Origin of the sequence: Rhodococcus sp. HM1 (assembly GCF_023218075.1) — a bacterium.
Classification (GTDB): domain Bacteria; phylum Actinomycetota; class Actinomycetes; order Mycobacteriales; family Mycobacteriaceae; genus Rhodococcus.
On sequence record NZ_JALPTB010000030.1, the window covers coordinates 12,702 to 28,590 of the forward strand.

The 15,889-nt window shown below is 70.2% G+C and carries 15 protein-coding genes; 7 read left to right on the plus strand and 8 right to left on the minus strand.

Going from position 1 to position 15,889, the window contains the following annotated elements:
- Positions 1-35: 35 nt before the first annotated feature.
- Positions 36-1,832, plus strand: coding sequence for an ABC-F family ATP-binding cassette domain-containing protein (locus tag M1M07_RS16665; RefSeq protein WP_197250951.1), 1,797 nt, complete (start codon positions 36-38; stop codon positions 1,830-1,832).
- A gap of 133 nt (positions 1,833-1,965) precedes the next feature.
- A complete protein-coding gene (locus M1M07_RS16670) occupies positions 1,966-2,394 on the plus strand; it encodes a DUF6069 family protein (RefSeq protein WP_197250952.1) in 429 nt (142 codons plus the stop codon).
- 60 nt (positions 2,395-2,454) lie between these two features.
- On the opposite strand, the gene M1M07_RS16675 is transcribed toward M1M07_RS16670, so the two are convergent.
- From M1M07_RS16675 to M1M07_RS16685, 3 genes are read right to left on the minus strand one after another with little or no spacing between them, the layout of a single operon-like run.
- The gene (locus M1M07_RS16675; RefSeq protein ID WP_248674928.1) at positions 2,455-3,609 is read right to left on the minus strand and encodes an acyl-CoA dehydrogenase family protein; all 1,155 of its coding nucleotides are present in this window, start codon (positions 3,607-3,609) and stop codon (positions 2,455-2,457) included.
- A 2-nt stretch (positions 3,610-3,611) separates the two neighbouring features.
- Positions 3,612-4,406: an enoyl-CoA hydratase-related protein gene (locus M1M07_RS16680; protein ID WP_197250953.1), complete on the minus strand. Its 795-nt coding sequence runs from the start codon at positions 4,404-4,406 to the stop codon at positions 3,612-3,614.
- The gene (locus M1M07_RS16685) at positions 4,403-5,926 is read right to left on the minus strand and encodes an acetyl-CoA acetyltransferase (protein ID WP_197250954.1); all 1,524 of its coding nucleotides are present in this window, start codon (positions 5,924-5,926) and stop codon (positions 4,403-4,405) included. The genes M1M07_RS16680 and M1M07_RS16685 overlap by 4 nt, the downstream gene beginning before the upstream one ends.
- Before the next feature lie 96 nt (positions 5,927-6,022).
- Between M1M07_RS16685 and M1M07_RS16690 the strand changes: the two genes are divergently transcribed.
- The 4 genes from M1M07_RS16690 (at position 6,023) to M1M07_RS16705 (ending at position 8,810) form a co-directional block, all read left to right on the plus strand.
- Positions 6,023-6,637: a TetR/AcrR family transcriptional regulator gene (locus tag M1M07_RS16690; protein WP_248674929.1), complete on the plus strand. Its 615-nt coding sequence runs from the start codon at positions 6,023-6,025 to the stop codon at positions 6,635-6,637.
- A 166-nt stretch (positions 6,638-6,803) separates the two neighbouring features.
- Positions 6,804-7,286, plus strand: a complete 483-nt coding sequence (locus M1M07_RS16695) for a nuclear transport factor 2 family protein (RefSeq protein ID WP_197250956.1) — start codon at positions 6,804-6,806, stop codon at positions 7,284-7,286.
- Positions 7,283-7,714: a glyoxalase/bleomycin resistance/extradiol dioxygenase family protein gene (locus M1M07_RS16700; RefSeq protein WP_197250957.1), complete on the plus strand. Its 432-nt coding sequence runs from the start codon at positions 7,283-7,285 to the stop codon at positions 7,712-7,714. The genes M1M07_RS16695 and M1M07_RS16700 overlap by 4 nt, the downstream gene beginning before the upstream one ends.
- 55 nt (positions 7,715-7,769) lie before the next feature.
- Positions 7,770-8,810 (plus strand): enoyl-CoA hydratase/isomerase family protein, encoded by a 1,041-nt coding sequence (locus tag M1M07_RS16705; RefSeq protein WP_248674930.1) that lies wholly within the window; start codon positions 7,770-7,772, stop codon positions 8,808-8,810.
- Between the two features lie 68 nt (positions 8,811-8,878).
- Here M1M07_RS16705 and M1M07_RS16710 read toward each other — a convergent pair whose 3' ends face one another.
- Entirely contained in the window at positions 8,879-9,475 is a 597-nt protein-coding gene (locus tag M1M07_RS16710) for a hypothetical protein (protein WP_248674931.1), read from the minus strand.
- 92 nt (positions 9,476-9,567) lie between these two features.
- Complete coding sequence (locus M1M07_RS16715; RefSeq protein ID WP_248674932.1) at positions 9,568-11,262, minus strand: peptide chain release factor 3; 1,695 nt, start codon at positions 11,260-11,262, stop codon at positions 9,568-9,570.
- A 180-nt stretch (positions 11,263-11,442) separates the two neighbouring features.
- Here M1M07_RS16715 and M1M07_RS16720 point away from each other — a divergent pair, with 180 nt between their 5' ends.
- The gene (locus M1M07_RS16720) at positions 11,443-13,077 is read left to right on the plus strand and encodes a fatty acyl-AMP ligase (protein ID WP_248674933.1); all 1,635 of its coding nucleotides are present in this window, start codon (positions 11,443-11,445) and stop codon (positions 13,075-13,077) included.
- A gap of 55 nt (positions 13,078-13,132) precedes the next feature.
- On the opposite strand, the gene pth is transcribed toward M1M07_RS16720, so the two are convergent.
- The 3 genes from pth to M1M07_RS16735 all read right to left on the minus strand — a co-directional run bounded on the left by pth (position 13,133) and on the right by M1M07_RS16735 (position 15,813).
- Positions 13,133-13,705: an aminoacyl-tRNA hydrolase gene (pth, locus tag M1M07_RS16725; protein ID WP_248674934.1), complete on the minus strand. Its 573-nt coding sequence runs from the start codon at positions 13,703-13,705 to the stop codon at positions 13,133-13,135.
- Positions 13,706-13,819: 114 nt separating this feature from the next.
- Positions 13,820-14,431 carry a 50S ribosomal protein L25/general stress protein Ctc gene (locus M1M07_RS16730; RefSeq protein WP_197253047.1) on the minus strand — a complete coding sequence of 204 codons (612 nt, stop codon included), beginning with the start codon at positions 14,429-14,431 and terminating at the stop codon, positions 13,820-13,822.
- Positions 14,432-14,643: 212 nt separating this feature from the next.
- Positions 14,644-15,813, minus strand: a complete 1,170-nt coding sequence (locus M1M07_RS16735; protein ID WP_248674935.1) for an aminotransferase class V-fold PLP-dependent enzyme — start codon at positions 15,811-15,813, stop codon at positions 14,644-14,646.
- Positions 15,814-15,889: the final 76 nt, after the last annotated feature.

Sequence of the window (15,889 nt, forward strand, 5' to 3'; positions counted from 1 at the left end):
TCTCGAACCCCGAAAACCGGAAGGCACTGCTCCGCGTGGCGAATCTGATCAATCTCGAACAGGTCTCGAAGTCCTTCGGCATCAAGCCGTTGCTGGACTCGGTGTCCCTCGGCGTGGAGGAAGGCGAGCGCATCGGTGTCGTCGGCCTCAACGGCGGCGGCAAGACGACGATGCTCGAGGTGCTGGCCGGGCTCGAGGAACCGGACTCCGGGCGCGTCAGCCGCGTCGGCGGCCTGCGCATGGCCGTGGTCACCCAGCGTGGCGTGCTGCCGGCCGGTTCCACCGTCGGCGAGGTGGTGCTCGGGCCGCTCGGCGTCGCCGAACACGAATGGGCGGGCGATGCCCGCATCCGCTCGGTGCTCGCGGGCATCGGCATCGACAATCTCGGGCTCGACGCGGTCGTCGACGGGCTGTCCGGCGGTGAACGCCGCCGGGTCGCGCTCGCCGCCGCGCTCGTGCAGGAGCTCGACCTGCTGGTGCTCGACGAGCCGACCAACCACCTCGACGTCGAGGGAGTGCAGTGGCTGGCCGAGCATCTGCTGTCGCGGCGCAGCGCACTCGTCGTGGTCACCCACGACCGCTGGTTCCTCGACACCGTCGCGACCCGCACGTGGGAGGTCGTCGGCGGCAAGGTCGAAAGCTACGACGGCGGCTACAACGACTGGATCTTCGCGCGGGCCGAACGGGCCCGCCAGGCCGACGCCATGGAGGAGCGGCGCCGCAACCTCGCCCGCAAGGAACTGGCGTGGCTGCGCCGCGGTGCCCCGGCGCGCACCTCCAAGCCGAAGTACCGGATCGAGGCCGCCGAGGCGCTGATCGCGAACGTGCCGCCGCCGCGCGACTCGGTGGCGCTGGCGTCGTTCGCCAAGCGCCGGCTCGGCCGCATCGTGATCGAACTCGAGGACGCGACTCTGACCACCCCCGACGGGCGCGAGCTGGTGCGCGACCTGACGTGGCGTCTCGGGCCGGGGGAGCGGATCGGTCTGGTCGGGGTCAACGGCTCCGGCAAGACGACCCTGCTGCGCACCCTCGCCGGGGAACTCGAACCGGCGTCGGGTCGCCGGGTACAGGGTCAGACCGTCGAGATCGGCTGGCTGCGGCAGGAACTCGACGACCTGCCCGCCGACATGCGCGTGCTCGAGGCGGTCAAGGACGTGGCCGAGCGAATCACCCTGGGCGACAAGGAGATCTCCGCCGGCCAGCTCGCGGAGCGGCTCGGCTTCACGCCCGCCAAGCAGCGCACCCCCGTCGGCGATCTGTCCGGTGGTGAGCGTCGCCGCCTGCAGCTGACCCGGGTTCTCATGGCGGAGCCGAATGTGCTGCTGCTCGACGAGCCCACCAACGACCTCGACATCGACACCCTGCAGCAGCTCGAGGATCTGCTCGACGGCTGGGCCGGGACGCTGGTCGTCATCAGTCACGACCGGTACCTGATCGAACGCATCTGTGATTCGACGTGGGCGCTGTTCGGCGACGGCAAGCTCACCAACCTGCCCGGCGGCATCGACGAATACCTGCGCCGGCGTGCGGAACTCGGCACCGGCGGCGCGCCGTCCGTCGCGTCGACGGTCAAGCAGTCCGGCACGGCGGGTGCGACGACGGCTCCCAAGCGCGACGGCGCCGCCGAGCGCGCGGCCCGCAAGGAACTCGCCCGGCTGGAACGGGCGGTCGCGAAGTTCGCCGAACGCGAGGAGAAGCTGCACCACCAGCTCGCCGAGGCGGCAACCGATCCCGATCGCCTCCAGAAGCTCGACGCCGAACTGCGCCAGGTGGTCGCGGAGAAGGAAGCCGCCGAGGAGCAGTGGATGGAGCTCGCCGAAGAGCTGGGCTGACGCCCCGGTGTGCCTTTGTGGCGGTGGGAGCCGCCACAAAGGCACACGGGCGGCGCAGCCGCCTCTTGACCTCGAGTCGACTCGAGGTCGCACGATGAGTCGTGTCAGCAGACAACACTCATCAGGAGGATCGATGTCCACAACCGAAACATCCAGTTCCTCAACAGTTCTGCGCCGATCGTGGACGACCGGGCGGCCTGTCGTCGTGGTCGCCGCGGTCGCGGGAGCGCTCGTGCTCAACCTCGTCCTGTGGCTGATCGGCCTGGCTGCGGGTGGTTCGTTCGAGCACACCGACGCCGGCGCGACCGTCAGTGCCGCACCCGGCGGCGTCGTACTCATGACCGTGGTGCCCCTGGGCATCGGACTCACGGTCGCGGTCCTGCTCGGTCTGTGGTGGCGAGGATTCCTGCGGATCGCCCAGGTGGTGGGCGCGTTGCTGCCGCTCGCCACGATCGCGGGCACGCTCTCGGCGGACTTCGACACGGCCAGCACCGTGACGCTCACCCTTATGCACGTGGTGATCGCCGTCGTCGCCGTCGTCGCGCTCGAAAAAGTGCGCTGAAACGCCGAGTGCGTCCTTCGAGCCCCCATCGGCCCGAAGGACGCACCGGCGCCCGACTGCTTACAGCCCCAGCAGCTTGCTGATGATCTCGTTCATGATCTCGGTGGTGCCGCCACCGATACCGAGGACGCGGGCGTCGCGGAAGTGCCGCTCGACCTCGCTCTCGCGCATCAGACCGATACCGCCGGCGAGCTGAACGGCCTCCATCACGGCCTTGTCGCAGACCTTCACTGCGTTGTTCTTCGCCATCGACGTTTCGAGCAGCATGCCCTCGCCGTTGACCCAGCGCTCCGCGACGGAACGGCAGAACGTATGCGCCGCAGTGATTTCGGTGGCCAGGTCGGCCAGGCGGTGACGCACCACCTGACGCTTGGACAGCGGGCGGCCCATCGTCTCGCGGGACTTGACCCACTCGACCGTCAGGTCGAAGCAGCGCTGAGCGGTCGCGACCGCCTGGAACGCGAGCGACAGCCGCTCACCCTGGAACTGCTGCGCGATCTGGCCGAACGCCGAGTTCTCGACGCCGACAAGGTTTTCCACGGGCACGCGCACGTCGTCGTAGAACAGCTCGGCGGTGTCCGAGCACAGCCAGCCCATCTTGTCGAGCTTGCGGGACACCGTGAATCCCGGTGTGTCCGTGGGCACGACGATCAGCGAAATACCGCCGGCACCGGCGTCGCCGGTGCGCACCGCGGTGGTGACGAAGTCGGCGCGGGTACCGGAGGTGATGTACAGCTTCGAGCCGTTGATCACGTACTCGTCGCCGTCGCGGCGCGCGGTGGTGCGGATGTTCGCCACGTCGGAGCCGCCGCTGGGCTCGGTGATCGCGAGCGATCCGATGAGCCGGCCCTCGAGCGCGGGACGGGCGAACCGGTCGATGAGATCGGTGTTGCCCGACGCGACGATGTGCGGAGTCGCGATGCCGTGGCTGAACAGGGCCGAGATCAATCCGGACGAGCCGCCCGCGAGGATGATCTCCTCGAGGATCGCGAGCATGTCGAGCGGGTTGCCGCCGGAGCCGCCGTGCTCCTCGGCGACGGACGCGCCCAGCAGGCCCGCGTCGGCGGCCTTGCGGTGCAGCTCCCGCGGAATCGCGCCCTCACGTTCCCAGGTGTCGATGTGGGGGACGATCTCCTTGCGCGTGAAGTCGGCGGCGAGCTGCCGCAGCGCCTTCCGCTCGTCGGTGTCCCAGCGCAGGATTTCGGTGGTGGTCACGGTTATTCGCCCTTCCAGACGGGTGCGCGCTTCTGCATGAAGGCCATGACGCCTTCGAGGGTGTCGGCGCTGGTGGTGAGACGCGCGAGCGCTTTGTCGGTGAGTTCCCAGGACTGATCCTCGGCGGCGATGTTGCCGTCGACGATGCCGCGGGCGACGGTCTTGCTGGCCTGCACGGCCAGGGGAGCGCCGGCCGCGACGTCCTCGGCGAGCGCCAGGGCGGTGGACAGCACGTCCGTCTGCGGCACCACGCGGTTGACGAGGCCCCACCGCAGCGCGTCCTGCGCGGACATCGGCTTGCCCGTGAGGATCAGCTCCATCGCGACCGCGCGCGGGATGGCCTGGCCGATGCGGAACACGCCGCCGGCACCGGCGATGAGCCCGCGATGCACCTCGGGCAGACCGAATTCGGCGCTGTCCGCGGCGACGACGAGATCGCTCGCCAGCGCGAGTTCGGTGCCGCCACCGAGCGCGGTGCCGTTCACCGCGGCGATCACCGGCTTGCGGATGTGGTGCTTGACCACACCGGCGAAGCCCCAGTGCGCGGTCTCGGGCGGGGTGACGCCGTCGGGTCCGGAGGTGCCGAGGGCCTTGAGGTCGGCGCCGCCGCAGAACACGCTGTCGCCGGCACCGGTGAGCACGACCACCCGCACGCTGTTGTCTTCGTCGGCGCGCTCCCACGCCTCGCCGAGGCCCTGGTGCACCTCCGCGTTGATGCTGTTGGCGGCGCGGGGACGGTTGATGGTGACGAGCAGGGTGTGGTCCCGCTGCTCGACGAGAACGACCGGTTCGGTCACGATGCGGACTCCTCGGAGGGTTGATCGACGAGAGTGATGGTGAGCGCGCCGCCGGCGTCGGCGACGCGGAGGGTCTGCCCGATGAGTGCGGGGCCGGTCGCGAGGATCGCGGCGCCCGCGGCGTCGGTGTGCCCGGCGACGCGGCGGCCGTCGGGGGTGAGGCCGATGAGGAAGCCGGTGGCCGGATTGCCGTCACGTCCGTATTCGGCTGTGGCGGTGACGACTTCGACCTCACCCTCGTAGTCGCGGGCGGCTTCGGGTGCGGTCGCCGGCAGCAGTACCGGTTCCGGATCGCCGATGTAGCCGTCGGTGTGCGGCGCCGCGGCGAGGATGACGGTGTGCTGGTACGTCAGGTAACCGCCGTTGCCGTGCACGAGGGCGAGCTCGCCGTCGGTGCGCAGCCGTCGCGCGACCGCGACGATCGAGTGCAGCGTGTAGCTGTTGAGCGGTCCGCCGAAGAACGAGTGCCCGCCGGTGACGCTGGGCACGGTCTCGCGCGGCAGCCCGAGGTGTTCGACGAGCAGCTTCGGTACCACAGGGAAGCAGCTGTAGGCGTCGACGATGTCGAGGTCGCGGGCCTTGATGTCGGCGCGGGACAGGGTGCGGGCCAGGGCGTCGGCGAGCGCGGCCGAGCGGCCGAACTCGGCGCGGGCGAGCACGTCGGCGGGTTCGGTGGCGCCGGCGCCGCCCCACACGTACACGATCCTGTCCTCGTCGATGCCGAGGTCACGGGCGGCGGCGAGGGACGTGACCACGACCGCGGCGGCCTGGTCGACGAACGGCATCGCGTTCATCAGCAGCGGGTACGGATCGGTCACCATCCGGTTGCGGGGACCGGGGGTGGCGATGTCCTCGGCGGTGCGCAGGTCCGGGTTCCACGCGGCCGGGTTGGTGGCGGCGATCTCGGAGAACGCCGCGTACAGCCGGGCGGACCAGGCGACGGATTCGTCGTGCCCGTGCCCGGCCTCGAAGCTGAGCCGGTTCTCGAACAGGGGATAGACCCGGGTCGGGGCGATCATCGCGGCGCGCTGCATGGCGAGGCTGCCCAGGTCGTCCGGGTCGAACGCGGGCGGGCCGCCGGGCGCGGTGGTCCAGCCGAGTGCGGCGGGGTCGGTGCCGGACTTGGCCGCACCGGTGACCGACGCCTGCGCTTCACCGCCGACGAGCAGCGCGATCGAGCTCGTGCCTGCGGCGATGTCGTGGGCGATCCGGTCGAGCAGCGCCGCGGGCCAGTGCCCACCGATCGGCGTGGTCGAGGTGCGGTCGGGGTTTGCTCCCAGGCGGTCGGCGAGCAGGCCCGGCAGGTCGTCGTACGCCCAGCTCGCGGTCTTGACGGCGCGGATCGTGTCGACCCGGGCGGCGAGGGCCGCGGAGTCGGCGACGCCGGTGTCGGCGAGGGCCGCGGTGGTGGCCTCGTGGATCAGGTCGAGCGGTTCGCGGGGGTCGGCGGGGGAGCCGGCACGACCGGATCGGAGGTCGCCGACACCGATCACGACCGGTACACGGGTGGGGTCTGCCATCACTGTCCTTAGGGAAGACGCGGTGTTGAACTGACCGAAGAGTAATACGGACTGATCCAGTCTGTAAATAATTCCGAGGTCTGGCACACTGCCGGTGTGACCGAAGCATCACCCCGACGCCGTGGCCGGCCGCGCGACGCCGACCTCGAGGACCGCGTGTTCGACGCCGTGCTCGAGGTCTACTCCGAGACGAGCTGGCGCGGCTTCACCCTCGACGCCGTGGGCCGCCGGGCCCGCGTCGGCCGCGCCGCCCTGTACCGGCGATGGGATTCGAAGGACGATCTGCTCGTGCAGGCCCTCGAGGCCCGCAGCCCGCTGCCGGACCCGATCGACACCGGCAGCCTGCGCGCGGACCTGGTCGAGCTCGCCGGTCAGCTGCTCCGCGGTTACCGCACCACCTCCGGGCTGGTGAGCCTGCGTGTCGCGCTCGACGCGCGCGCCCATCCGGAGCTGCTCGCCCGGCTCACCGACACGCTCAACCGCAGCCGGGTGCTCGCGGCGCGCACCATCGTGCACCGCGCGGTCGCCCGCGGTGAACTGCGCGCCGACACGTCCGTGACCCTGCTGCTCGAGATGGTCACCGGGGCGGTGCTCAGTCACGTGCTGTTCGCCCTCGGGACCCCGGCCACCGCAGCCGAGGACGAGGCGTACGCGGAGACCATCGTCGACGCGACCATCCTGGCACTGGCCCCGCCGCGGCCGAACCGATAGCACGGCGACACGGACCGGACGCGGTGAACGGGCGACAACGACGGCGACGTAACCGAACTGCAATCGAATTGCCCGGCGAGCCTCCGAAACCGATACCCCCCGACCGGAATCCGGGATAGCCTGGCTGTCAGGTACCAAAAGGTCGTACGGGCTCGGGAGGTCGGCGATGGATCGGGAGGCCGTCAGTGCGATCGAGCGGGTCAAGTACCGCTATGCTCGCGCGCTCGACACCAAGGAATGGGTCGAGTTCGCGGACACACTGACTCCGGAGGCCACCGCCGTCTACGGCGAGCATCTCAGTTTCGAATCCCGGGACGCGTTCGTGGGTTTTCTCGCGAACACGCTCGGCGCCCACGTCGTCACCGAGCACCACTGCAGCCACCCCGAGATCGACGTCGCCCCCGACGGGAAGACCGCCACCGGGGTGTGGCTGCTCGCGGACACCGTCGTCGTGCCCGAGGACGGGATGCTGCTGCGCGGTTCCGCGTACTACCACGACCGGTACGCGCTGTGCGACGACGGGAAATGGCGCATCTCGCACACCTCCTACGAACGGAACTGGGAGACAGTCGTTTCCCTCGACGACCTGCCGAGTTTCCGGCTCACCTCCAACCGCTGGGATCTGCTGGAGGTTCCGCGCGCATCATGACGTTCGACGGGATCGACTTCCCGAGACCGGGAGCGTTGCCGTATCTCACGGTCTCCGAGGCTCGCACGGCAATCGACTGGTACACAAAGGTTTTCGATGCGCAGCTCGCAGGTGACCCGGTCGTGATGGACGACGGCCGGATCGGTCATGCGGAACTGATCTTCCCCACCGGCATGGTGTATGTCGCCGAGGAGTTCCCGGAGATGGGGCTGACCGCCGCCGAGGCGGGTTCGACGTCGGTGAGCCTGATGCTGCCGGTCGACGACACCGATGCCGTCCTGGCCCGTGCCCGCGGCGCCGGCGGCACCGTCGAACGCTGGATCACCGAAAGCCACGGCAACCGCAACGCGACGCTGCTCGACCCGTTCGGGCACCGCTGGCTGCTCGTCGGTCCGGTCACGGGCAACCCCACCGGCGACACCCCGTAGCGCGCGAACACCGTGTGTCCGGCCGGTGACGACCTCGCCCGGTAGGCTCCCGCCCGTGACAGAGTCGTCCTTCATTCGTGCCCGCGTCGCCAACGGCGTCGGCGAGGTGGTGCTCGATCGGCCCTCGGCGCTCAACGCCCTGGACAGTTCGATGATCCGTGACCTGTACGCGCCGCTGTCGGAGTGGCGCGACGACCCGCAGGTCACGGCGGTACTGGTGACCAGCGCCTCCGACCGCGCGTTCTGTGCGGGTGGGGACATCAAGTCGGTGCGGGACGCGGCGCTGGCCGGCGACACCGATCGGGTCCGGGCGTACTTCGCCGAGGAGTACCGGCTGGACGAGCTCGTCGCCACCTACCCCAAGCCGTACCTGGCGCTGCTCGACGGCGTCACCATGGGCGGCGGGCTGGGCATCTCCGTCCACGGCGCGGTGCGGGTGGTGTCGGAGAACGCGATGCTCGCGATGCCCGAGACCGCGATCGGATTCATCCCCGACGTCGGCGCGAGCCACTTCCTTCCGCGGCTGCGCGGAACCACGGCACGTTGCGACGCCGTCGGCATGTACCTGGGATTGAGCGGCGCCCGCGTGTCCGCCGGAGACGCCCTCGCGGTCGGGTTGGCCACGCACTTCGTGCCCAGCGACCGCATCGGTGCGCTCGCCGACCGCATCCGCGCGGGCGAATGGCAGGACGCTCTCGACGAGTTCGCCGAGCCGGCCCCCGAGTCGGAGCTCGCCGACCGGTTCACCGACATCGAGCAGGTATTCGGCGACGGCACCGTCGCCGACATCGTTACGCGACTCGACGACGACACGCTCGGTGACCCCGCCTGGGCCATGCAGACCCGCGACGCGCTGCGGGCGCTGTCGCCGACGAGCCTGTACGCAACCGCCGAACTTCTGCGCCGCGGCGCCGAGAGCACCCTGAGCGAATGCTTCGCGCGGGAGCTCGACGTCGCCGTCCGGATCTGCGGCGAACCGGACTTCGCGGAGGGGGTGCGGGCCGTGCTCGTCGACAAGGACCGCAACCCGTCGTGGTCGCCGAAGACCATCGAAGACATCGACCCCGCGAGGATCGCCGCGCTCTTCGAGGACTGACCCCCGGGTGACTGCCTCCGTCACCCGGAGGCAGGAGTCGATTCAGCCACCCGGAGGCGGGAGTTCGTTCAGCGCGTGGGGCGCTGCGGTGCCTGCAGGTCCACGACGATCGGCTGCCCGCCGAGGGTGGCATGGATCTCCGGCTTCTCGAGACCACCGGCGAGCAGGTACTCACCGAGCAGGCTCAGCAGTTCGTCGTTGTCGACGGTCGGGTCCGAGGCGTGACTGCGGTGGGTCCGGGTGGCCAGCTCGCCGTGCGCGAGCCGCGCGGCGATCCGTACCGACGCCTGCCCCATCGAGTTGCGGCGTGCCGGGCCGACCGCCGGCCCGCCCGTCGGCAGGCTGCCGAGTTCGGTCGTGGTGGCCGGCGTTGCGCCGATGCCGTTGCTGCTCGTGCCGTTCGTGCTGGTGCTGCTCACCGGGGATGTCCCTTCCGTAGTGGTGCCGGCGCCCACCCCGCCGGCCGGGTTGCGATCGGATGCATGACTGACCTCGGCGTGCGGGCCGGGGCTGCTCGTCATCGGGGTGCTGCTCGGGAGCGGCGTGCTGGGCAGCGGATAGATGAAGGTCCCCGAGCGCTTCGGCGAATCGTTCCGCTTGACGGAACCGGTGCGGGCGCGCGCGGGTCTCCCGCCCGGCCCGACGGCCGAGGTGTCGTCGTTCATCCACAGCTCCTGAAAATCCCCCGAGCCAGCGTCAGCTCGACGGCAGGAAAATACCAGTAATCGGAGTCACATGCACTACCGCTGCAACAACCTCAGTCGGTGGTGGCGACCAGCGGCTCCAGCGTCAGATCCGGCAGTTCCTTCCGGATGTACTGCAGCCGCCACTTGTCGCTGACCAGCGCAAGCAGCACCCCGTCGGACCGGGTGAACACCTCGACGCCGCGCTGCCGGTTCAGTTCGTCCCGCGAGGCGGCGTCGGTGCGGCGGGCCAGCGCGTAGCCGAGCGGTTCGATCCGCGGTTCGACGTTGTACTCGGCTTTCATCCGCGCCGAGACGACCTCGAACTGCATGGGGCCGACGGCCGCCATCACCGGCGAGGCGTCTCCGCGCACGTCGTTGCGCAGGATCTGCACGACGCCTTCGGAGTCGAGCTGGTCGACGGCCTTGCGGAACTGCTTGTACTTCGACGCGGCGTCGACCCGCAGGACCGCGAAGTGCTCCGGCGCGAACGACGGGATCGGCGGGAACTCGACCTTCCGGTCCACGAACAGAGTGTGTCCGGGCGCCAGGGCGGTCGCGTTGACCAGACCCACCACGTCGCCCGGATAGGCGGCCTCGACCGTGGACCGTTCGCGGCCGAACACCGTCAACGCGTACTTGGTGGTGAACGGCTTGCCGGTCTGGGCGTGGGTGACGACCATGCCGCGCTCGAACACCCCGGAGACCACGCGCATGAACGCGAGGCGGTCGCGGTGCGCGGTGTCCATGCCGGCCTGCACCTTGAACACGACCGCGCTGAACGGGTCGTCGACGTTGCGGGGATTGTCGTCGATGTCGAGGCGGGCGCGCGGCGGCGGAGCCAGCGCGACGAGGGTGTCGAGGATCTGCCGCACGCCGAAGTTCAGCATCGCCGACGCGAAGATCACCGGCGACGTTTGGCCGGCGAGGAACAGTTCCTGGTCGTGGTCCTGACCGCTCGCCGACAGCAGTTCCGATTCCTCCGCGGCCTCGGCCCACGCGTCGCCTTCGCGCTCCAGCGCGGCGTCGGGGTCCAGGTGCTCCTCGGGGGCGATCTTCGCGCCGCCCGCGGTGCGGGTGAACTTGATGTACTCCTCGGCCGCGCCGTCCTCACCGCGCCGCAGCAGGCCGCGGAAGTCGCCGGCGATGCCGACGGGCCAGAACAGCGGGGTCGGCGTCAGGCCGATCCGCTCGTCGATCTCGTCGAGCAGTTCGAGCGGTGCGCGACCGGGACGGTCCCACTTGTTGATCACGGTGATCACCGGGATGCCGCGGTGGCGGCACACCTGGAACAGCTTCAGCGTCTGCGGCTCGAGGCCCTTCGCGGCGTCGATGAGCATGACCGCGGCGTCGACGGCGGTGAGCACGCGGTAGGTGTCCTCGGAGAAATCCGAGTGGCCGGGGGTGTCGACGAGGTTGATGACGTTGCCCGGGTCGTCCTCGTCGGCGGTGGACTCGCTCGAGCGGTAGTTGAACTGCAGTGCGGTGGAGCTGACCGAGATGCCGCGGGCCTTCTCCATCTCCATCCAGTCCGAGACGGTCGACTTGCGGCCGGCCTTGCCGTGCACGGCGCCGGCCTCGGAGATCACCTTCGCGTGCAGCGCCAGCGCCTCGGTGAGCGTGGACTTACCGGCGTCCGGATGGGAGATGACGGCGAACGTGCGGCGCCGAGCGGCCTCCGCGCGCACTTCCTTGGACAGGGCGGCTGTGCCGGAGTCGCTGATGGCGGTGCCGGTATCGCCGGTGGCCGAGGCGGGCGGGGTACTCAACGCGGAACTGACCTCTCGAAACGGGGGTGGGGGTGCGGGTATCGCAGGCAACTTCTCCATGTTACTCGGCGATTCGATGTCGATTTCCGTGAGATTCGGTCACGTTTGCCGGGATGCCTTTCCCCATCGGTCCCGGCGCGGGGACTCTGGACCGCAGAGCCACCGGATCGAGGAGTGCCCGTGAGCAGATTCACCGACGAGATGTACGCGACGGCGGAGAGCACACGCCGTGGGCTGATCACCGGGGAGCCGGACGAGCCGCTGCGGCAGACCTGGGGCGAGATCCACCGGCAGGCCCGCTGCATGGCCGGGGCGCTGGCCGCGGCCGGTATCGGGCACGGTGCCGCCGTCGGTGTGCTGGCAGGCAATCCCGTCGACATCGCCCCGGTGTGTCAGGCCGTCTGGATGCGGGGCGGCAGCGTCACCATGCTGCACCAGCCGACGCCGCGCACCGACCTGGCCGCGTGGGCGCGCGACACCGAGACGGTCGTCCACATGATCGACGCGCAGGTGGTGGTGCTCGGGGCGCCGTTCGACCCGGCCGAACCCGTGCTGCGCGAACGCGGCATCCGCGTCGTGACGGTCGCGCAGATGCGGGCGGGTTCGCCGATCGACCCGGTCGACACCGCCGAATCGGATATCGCGTTGCAGCAGTTGACGTCCGGATCGACCGGATCGCCGAAGGCCGTGCTGATCTCGCACGAGAACTTCTATGTCAACGCGTACGCGATGATCGACCGCATCAAGTACTCCCTCGACGACGACGTGATGATCAGCTGGCTGCCACTGTTCCACGACATGGGCATGGTCGGGTTCCTCAGCGTGCCCATGCAGGTCGGCGCGGAGGTCGTGTCGGTGACACCGCTGGAGTTCCTCAAGGCCCCGCTGCTGTGGGCGCAGCTGATCGGCAAGTACCACGGAACAGTCACGGCCGCACCGAATTTCGCGTACTCACTGCTCGCCCGCAAACTCGCGCAGGCACCGGACGGCGTCGTCGACCTGTCGTCGATGCGGTGGATGTGGAACGGCGCCGAACCCGTCGACCCCGACACCATGATCGCGCTGGCCGAGGCCGGTGCGCGTTTCGGGCTGGACCCGATGGCCCTGGCCCCCGTCTACGGCATGGCCGAGACGACCCTGGCGGTGTCGGTCCCGGACCCGGGGCACGGGCAGGTCCTCGACATCGTCGACCCGGATCTGCTCGAAGCCGGCGGCATCGCCGTGCCCACCATCCGGCCGAACGGGCGGCGGCTGGCCACGCTCGGTCATCTCGTCCCCGGGCTCGAGGGGCGGGTCGTCGGGCGCGACGGGCAGGTGCTGCCCCCGCGCGGTGTCGGCATCATCCAGCTGCGCGGCAAGGCCGTGACCTCGGGTTATCTCACCGTGGAGGGGCCGGTCCCGGCGCAGGACGCCGACGGCTGGTTCGACACCGGCGACGTCGGCTACTTCACCGAGGAAGGTCGCGTGGTGGTGTGCGGCCGGGTCAAGGACGTCATCATCATGGGCGGCCGCAACGTGTATCCGACCGACATCGAACGCGCCGCGTGCAGTGTCGACGGGGTGCGGCCCGGGAACGCCGTCGCGATCCGTCTCGACGCCGGCGACAAACGCGAATCCTTCGCGGTCGCAGTCGAAACCAACCGGATCGACGACCCCGCCGAGATTCGCCGCATCGAACACGAGGTGGTGCACGCCGTCGTCGCCGAGGTCGGGGTGCGGCCCCGGACGGTCGCGGTGCTCGGCCCGGGCAGCATCCCGAAGACCTCGTCCGGCAAGCTGCGGCGCGGCAGCTCGGCCGCCCTCCTGGCCCGCTGACCCGTGCGCGTTTCCGGTAGCGCCCGCTACCGGAAACGCGCACGAGGGGCAGCGGTCAGTGGATGCGGTTCTGCGCGCCCTCGAGGCCCAGGCGCAGCAGCAGCTCGACGGCGTCCGCCCCCTCCTCGCAGAACACGTCGAGTTCCTTGCGCTCGGTCGTCGAGAACGGCTTGAGCACGAAATCGGCCGGATCCTGCCGGCCCGGGGGACGGCCGATGCCCATCCGCACCCGCAGATAGTCCTTCGTACCCAGCGAACTCGACGTCGACCGCAACCCGTTGTGCCCGTTCTCGCCGCCGCCCAGCTTGAGCCGGATGGTGCCGAAATCCAGATCCAGCTCGTCGTGGATCACCACGATGTTCGCCGGGTCGACCGAGAAGAACTTCGCCAGTCCCGCGACCGGGCCACCCGACAGGTTCATGTAGGTGCGCGGTTTCGCGATGATCACCTGCCTGCCGTCGAGGCGGGCCTGCACGATGTCCGAGTTGCTGCGCTTGTGCGCGCCGAACGAACCGCCCACGCGCCCGGCGAGCACCTCGGCCACCATGAAACCGATGTTGTGACGGGTCTTCTCGTACTTCGGCCCGGGATTGCCGAGCCCGACGACGAGCGCGGTGTCCTCGCTCACGTTCGTGTGTTCCTTCCCGACCGGTGGCGGTTGCGGCGACCGGTCACACGCGCGCGGCGCGCCATCCCGCGGGGGATGACGCGCCGCAACGAATCATGTGGAGCCGTGGGTGGCTCAGGCCTCCTCGGCCGGAGCCTCGGCCTCGGCGCCCTCGGCCGCTTCGCCCTCGAGGGCCTCGGCGGACGGAGCCACGACGATGTTCACGAGCAGCAGATCGGCCTCGTCCTGCAGCGACGCGCCCTTGGGCAGCTCGACGCCACCGGCGAGGATCTGGGTGCCGGCCTCGGCGCCCTCGATGGAGACCTCGACCTGCTCGGGGATGTGCAGGGCCTCGGCCTCGAGCTTGATGGTGGTGACCTCGTTGACGACGAGGGTGCCGGAAGCGGCCTCACCGGTGATGACCAGCGGCACCTCGACGACGACCTTCTCGCCCTTCTGGACGACCAGCAGGTCGGCGTGCTCGATGTAGTTGCGGATCGGGTGCACGACGACCGACTTGGTCAGCGCCAGCTCCTCGGAACCGTCGACCTCGAGGGTGAGCACGGCGTTGGTGCCGTGGGCGCGCAGCACGGCCGCGAACTCGCGGGCCGGGAGGGCGAGGTGCTTGGGCTCGGTGCCGTGGCCGTACAGCACGGCGGGGACCTGTCCGTCACGGCGGGCACGGCGGGCAGCGCCCTTGCCGAACTCGGTGCGGACGGCGGCTACGAGACGGTTCTCGTCGGACATGATGTAACGGCTCCTACGCTTGTGGCTCTCACTGGGTCGGTCTTCTCGACGATGCGGGACCGGACGCGCGCGGGCCGGGAGCGTGGAACGCTCGAGCGGAGCCGCAGCCGCGTCGATCACGGTGAGCCAGCGATTTCGCGGTTCACCCTCGCCGAGACAACTCGAAGTACTTTACCGGATCGCCGGGGGTAAAGCGAACGGCCCCCATCCCGTCACAGGCTCCGCACCGCGGCGAGGAATCGGTCGACGTCGGCGGGGGAGACGAAGTAGTGCGGTGACGCGCGCACCACCGCGTCGAGTGTCCGCGCGGTCATGTCCAGCAGCGTCGAGCTGCGATGACTGACGGTCACCGTCATCGACTGCTCGGCGAGCGCGTCGCGGACCGCCGTGGGTTCGCGACCGTCCACGGTGAACGAGACGATGCCGCTGCGCGGGTCACCGAGGTCGCGGACCTCGACCCCGGGGATGCGGCCGAGGCCGTCGCGCAGGTGTTCGGAGCGGTAGGCGATGGCCTCGGTGACCGCGTCGATCCCGAGGTCGAGCAGGTAGTCGACCGCAGCCCCGAGACCCAGGCGCGCGGCGACGTCGGCCTCCCACAGTTCGAAGCGGGTGGCGTCGGGTGCGATCTCGTATTCGTCGGCTCCCGACCACCGCGCGCTGTGCAGGTCCAGCACGGCGGGCTCGAGTTCACCGATCAGCCGCGGCCGCACGTAGAGGAATCCGGTGCCGCGCGGGCCGCGCAGCCACTTGCGCCCGGTCGCGGACAGTGCATCCACGTCGAGTTCGGGCACGTTCACCGGGAGTTGCCCGACGGACTGGCACGCGTCGAGCAGCACGAGCGCCCCGACCTTGTGCGCCGCGTCCGCGACCTCCCGCACCGGGTTGATCAGGCCGCCGTTGGTGGGGGCGTGCACGAGCGACACCAGCTTCACGCGCTCGTCGAGCATCGCGGTGAGTGCGTCGACGTCGATGCGCCCGTCGGGGCCGGACGGGATCTGCTCGACGGTCGCGCCGGTGGCGCGGGCGCGCTGCAGGGCGGCGACCGCGTTGGCGGCGTATTCGACGCGGGAGATCAGGATGCGGTCGCCGGGCTGCAGCGGCACCGCGTAGAAGAACGACGTCCACGAGCGGGACGCGCTGTCGGTGAGCGCGACGGACGTGGGATCGACGTCGAGCAGCCGGCCGATCGACGTCTTCACCGCGTCCAGCGCGTCGAGCCGCTCGTTCGCGGCGACGTAGCCGCCGACCTCGGCTTCGCGGCGCAGATGCGCGACGACGGTGTCGAGCACGGGCGTCGGGGGCAGCGACGAACCGGCGCTGTCGAGGAATACGCGGTCGAAGCAGCCCGGGGTGTCCCGGCGAACCCGTTGGAGATCGAGCACGGTGCGACCACCTCTTCCGCGTCCCGTACGGACAGCCCGTACGCCTGGAATGTAACCCCGGACCGCGTGTCGCGGC

Coding starts and splice junctions, on each gene's coding strand:
- M1M07_RS16670 (WP_197250952.1), top strand. CDS start 1,966: ATGTCCACAACCGAAACATCCAGTTCCTCAACAGTTCTGCGCCGATCG.
- M1M07_RS16695 (WP_197250956.1), top strand. CDS start 6,804: ATGGATCGGGAGGCCGTCAGTGCGATCGAGCGGGTCAAGTACCGCTAT.
- M1M07_RS16730 (WP_197253047.1), bottom strand. CDS start 14,431: ATGTCCGACGAGAACCGTCTCGTAGCCGCCGTCCGCACCGAGTTCGGC.
- M1M07_RS16685 (WP_197250954.1), bottom strand. CDS start 5,926: ATGGCAGACCCCACCCGTGTACCGGTCGTGATCGGTGTCGGCGACCTC.
- M1M07_RS16700 (WP_197250957.1), top strand. CDS start 7,283: ATGACGTTCGACGGGATCGACTTCCCGAGACCGGGAGCGTTGCCGTAT.
- M1M07_RS16710 (WP_248674931.1), bottom strand. CDS start 9,475: ATGAACGACGACACCTCGGCCGTCGGGCCGGGCGGGAGACCCGCGCGC.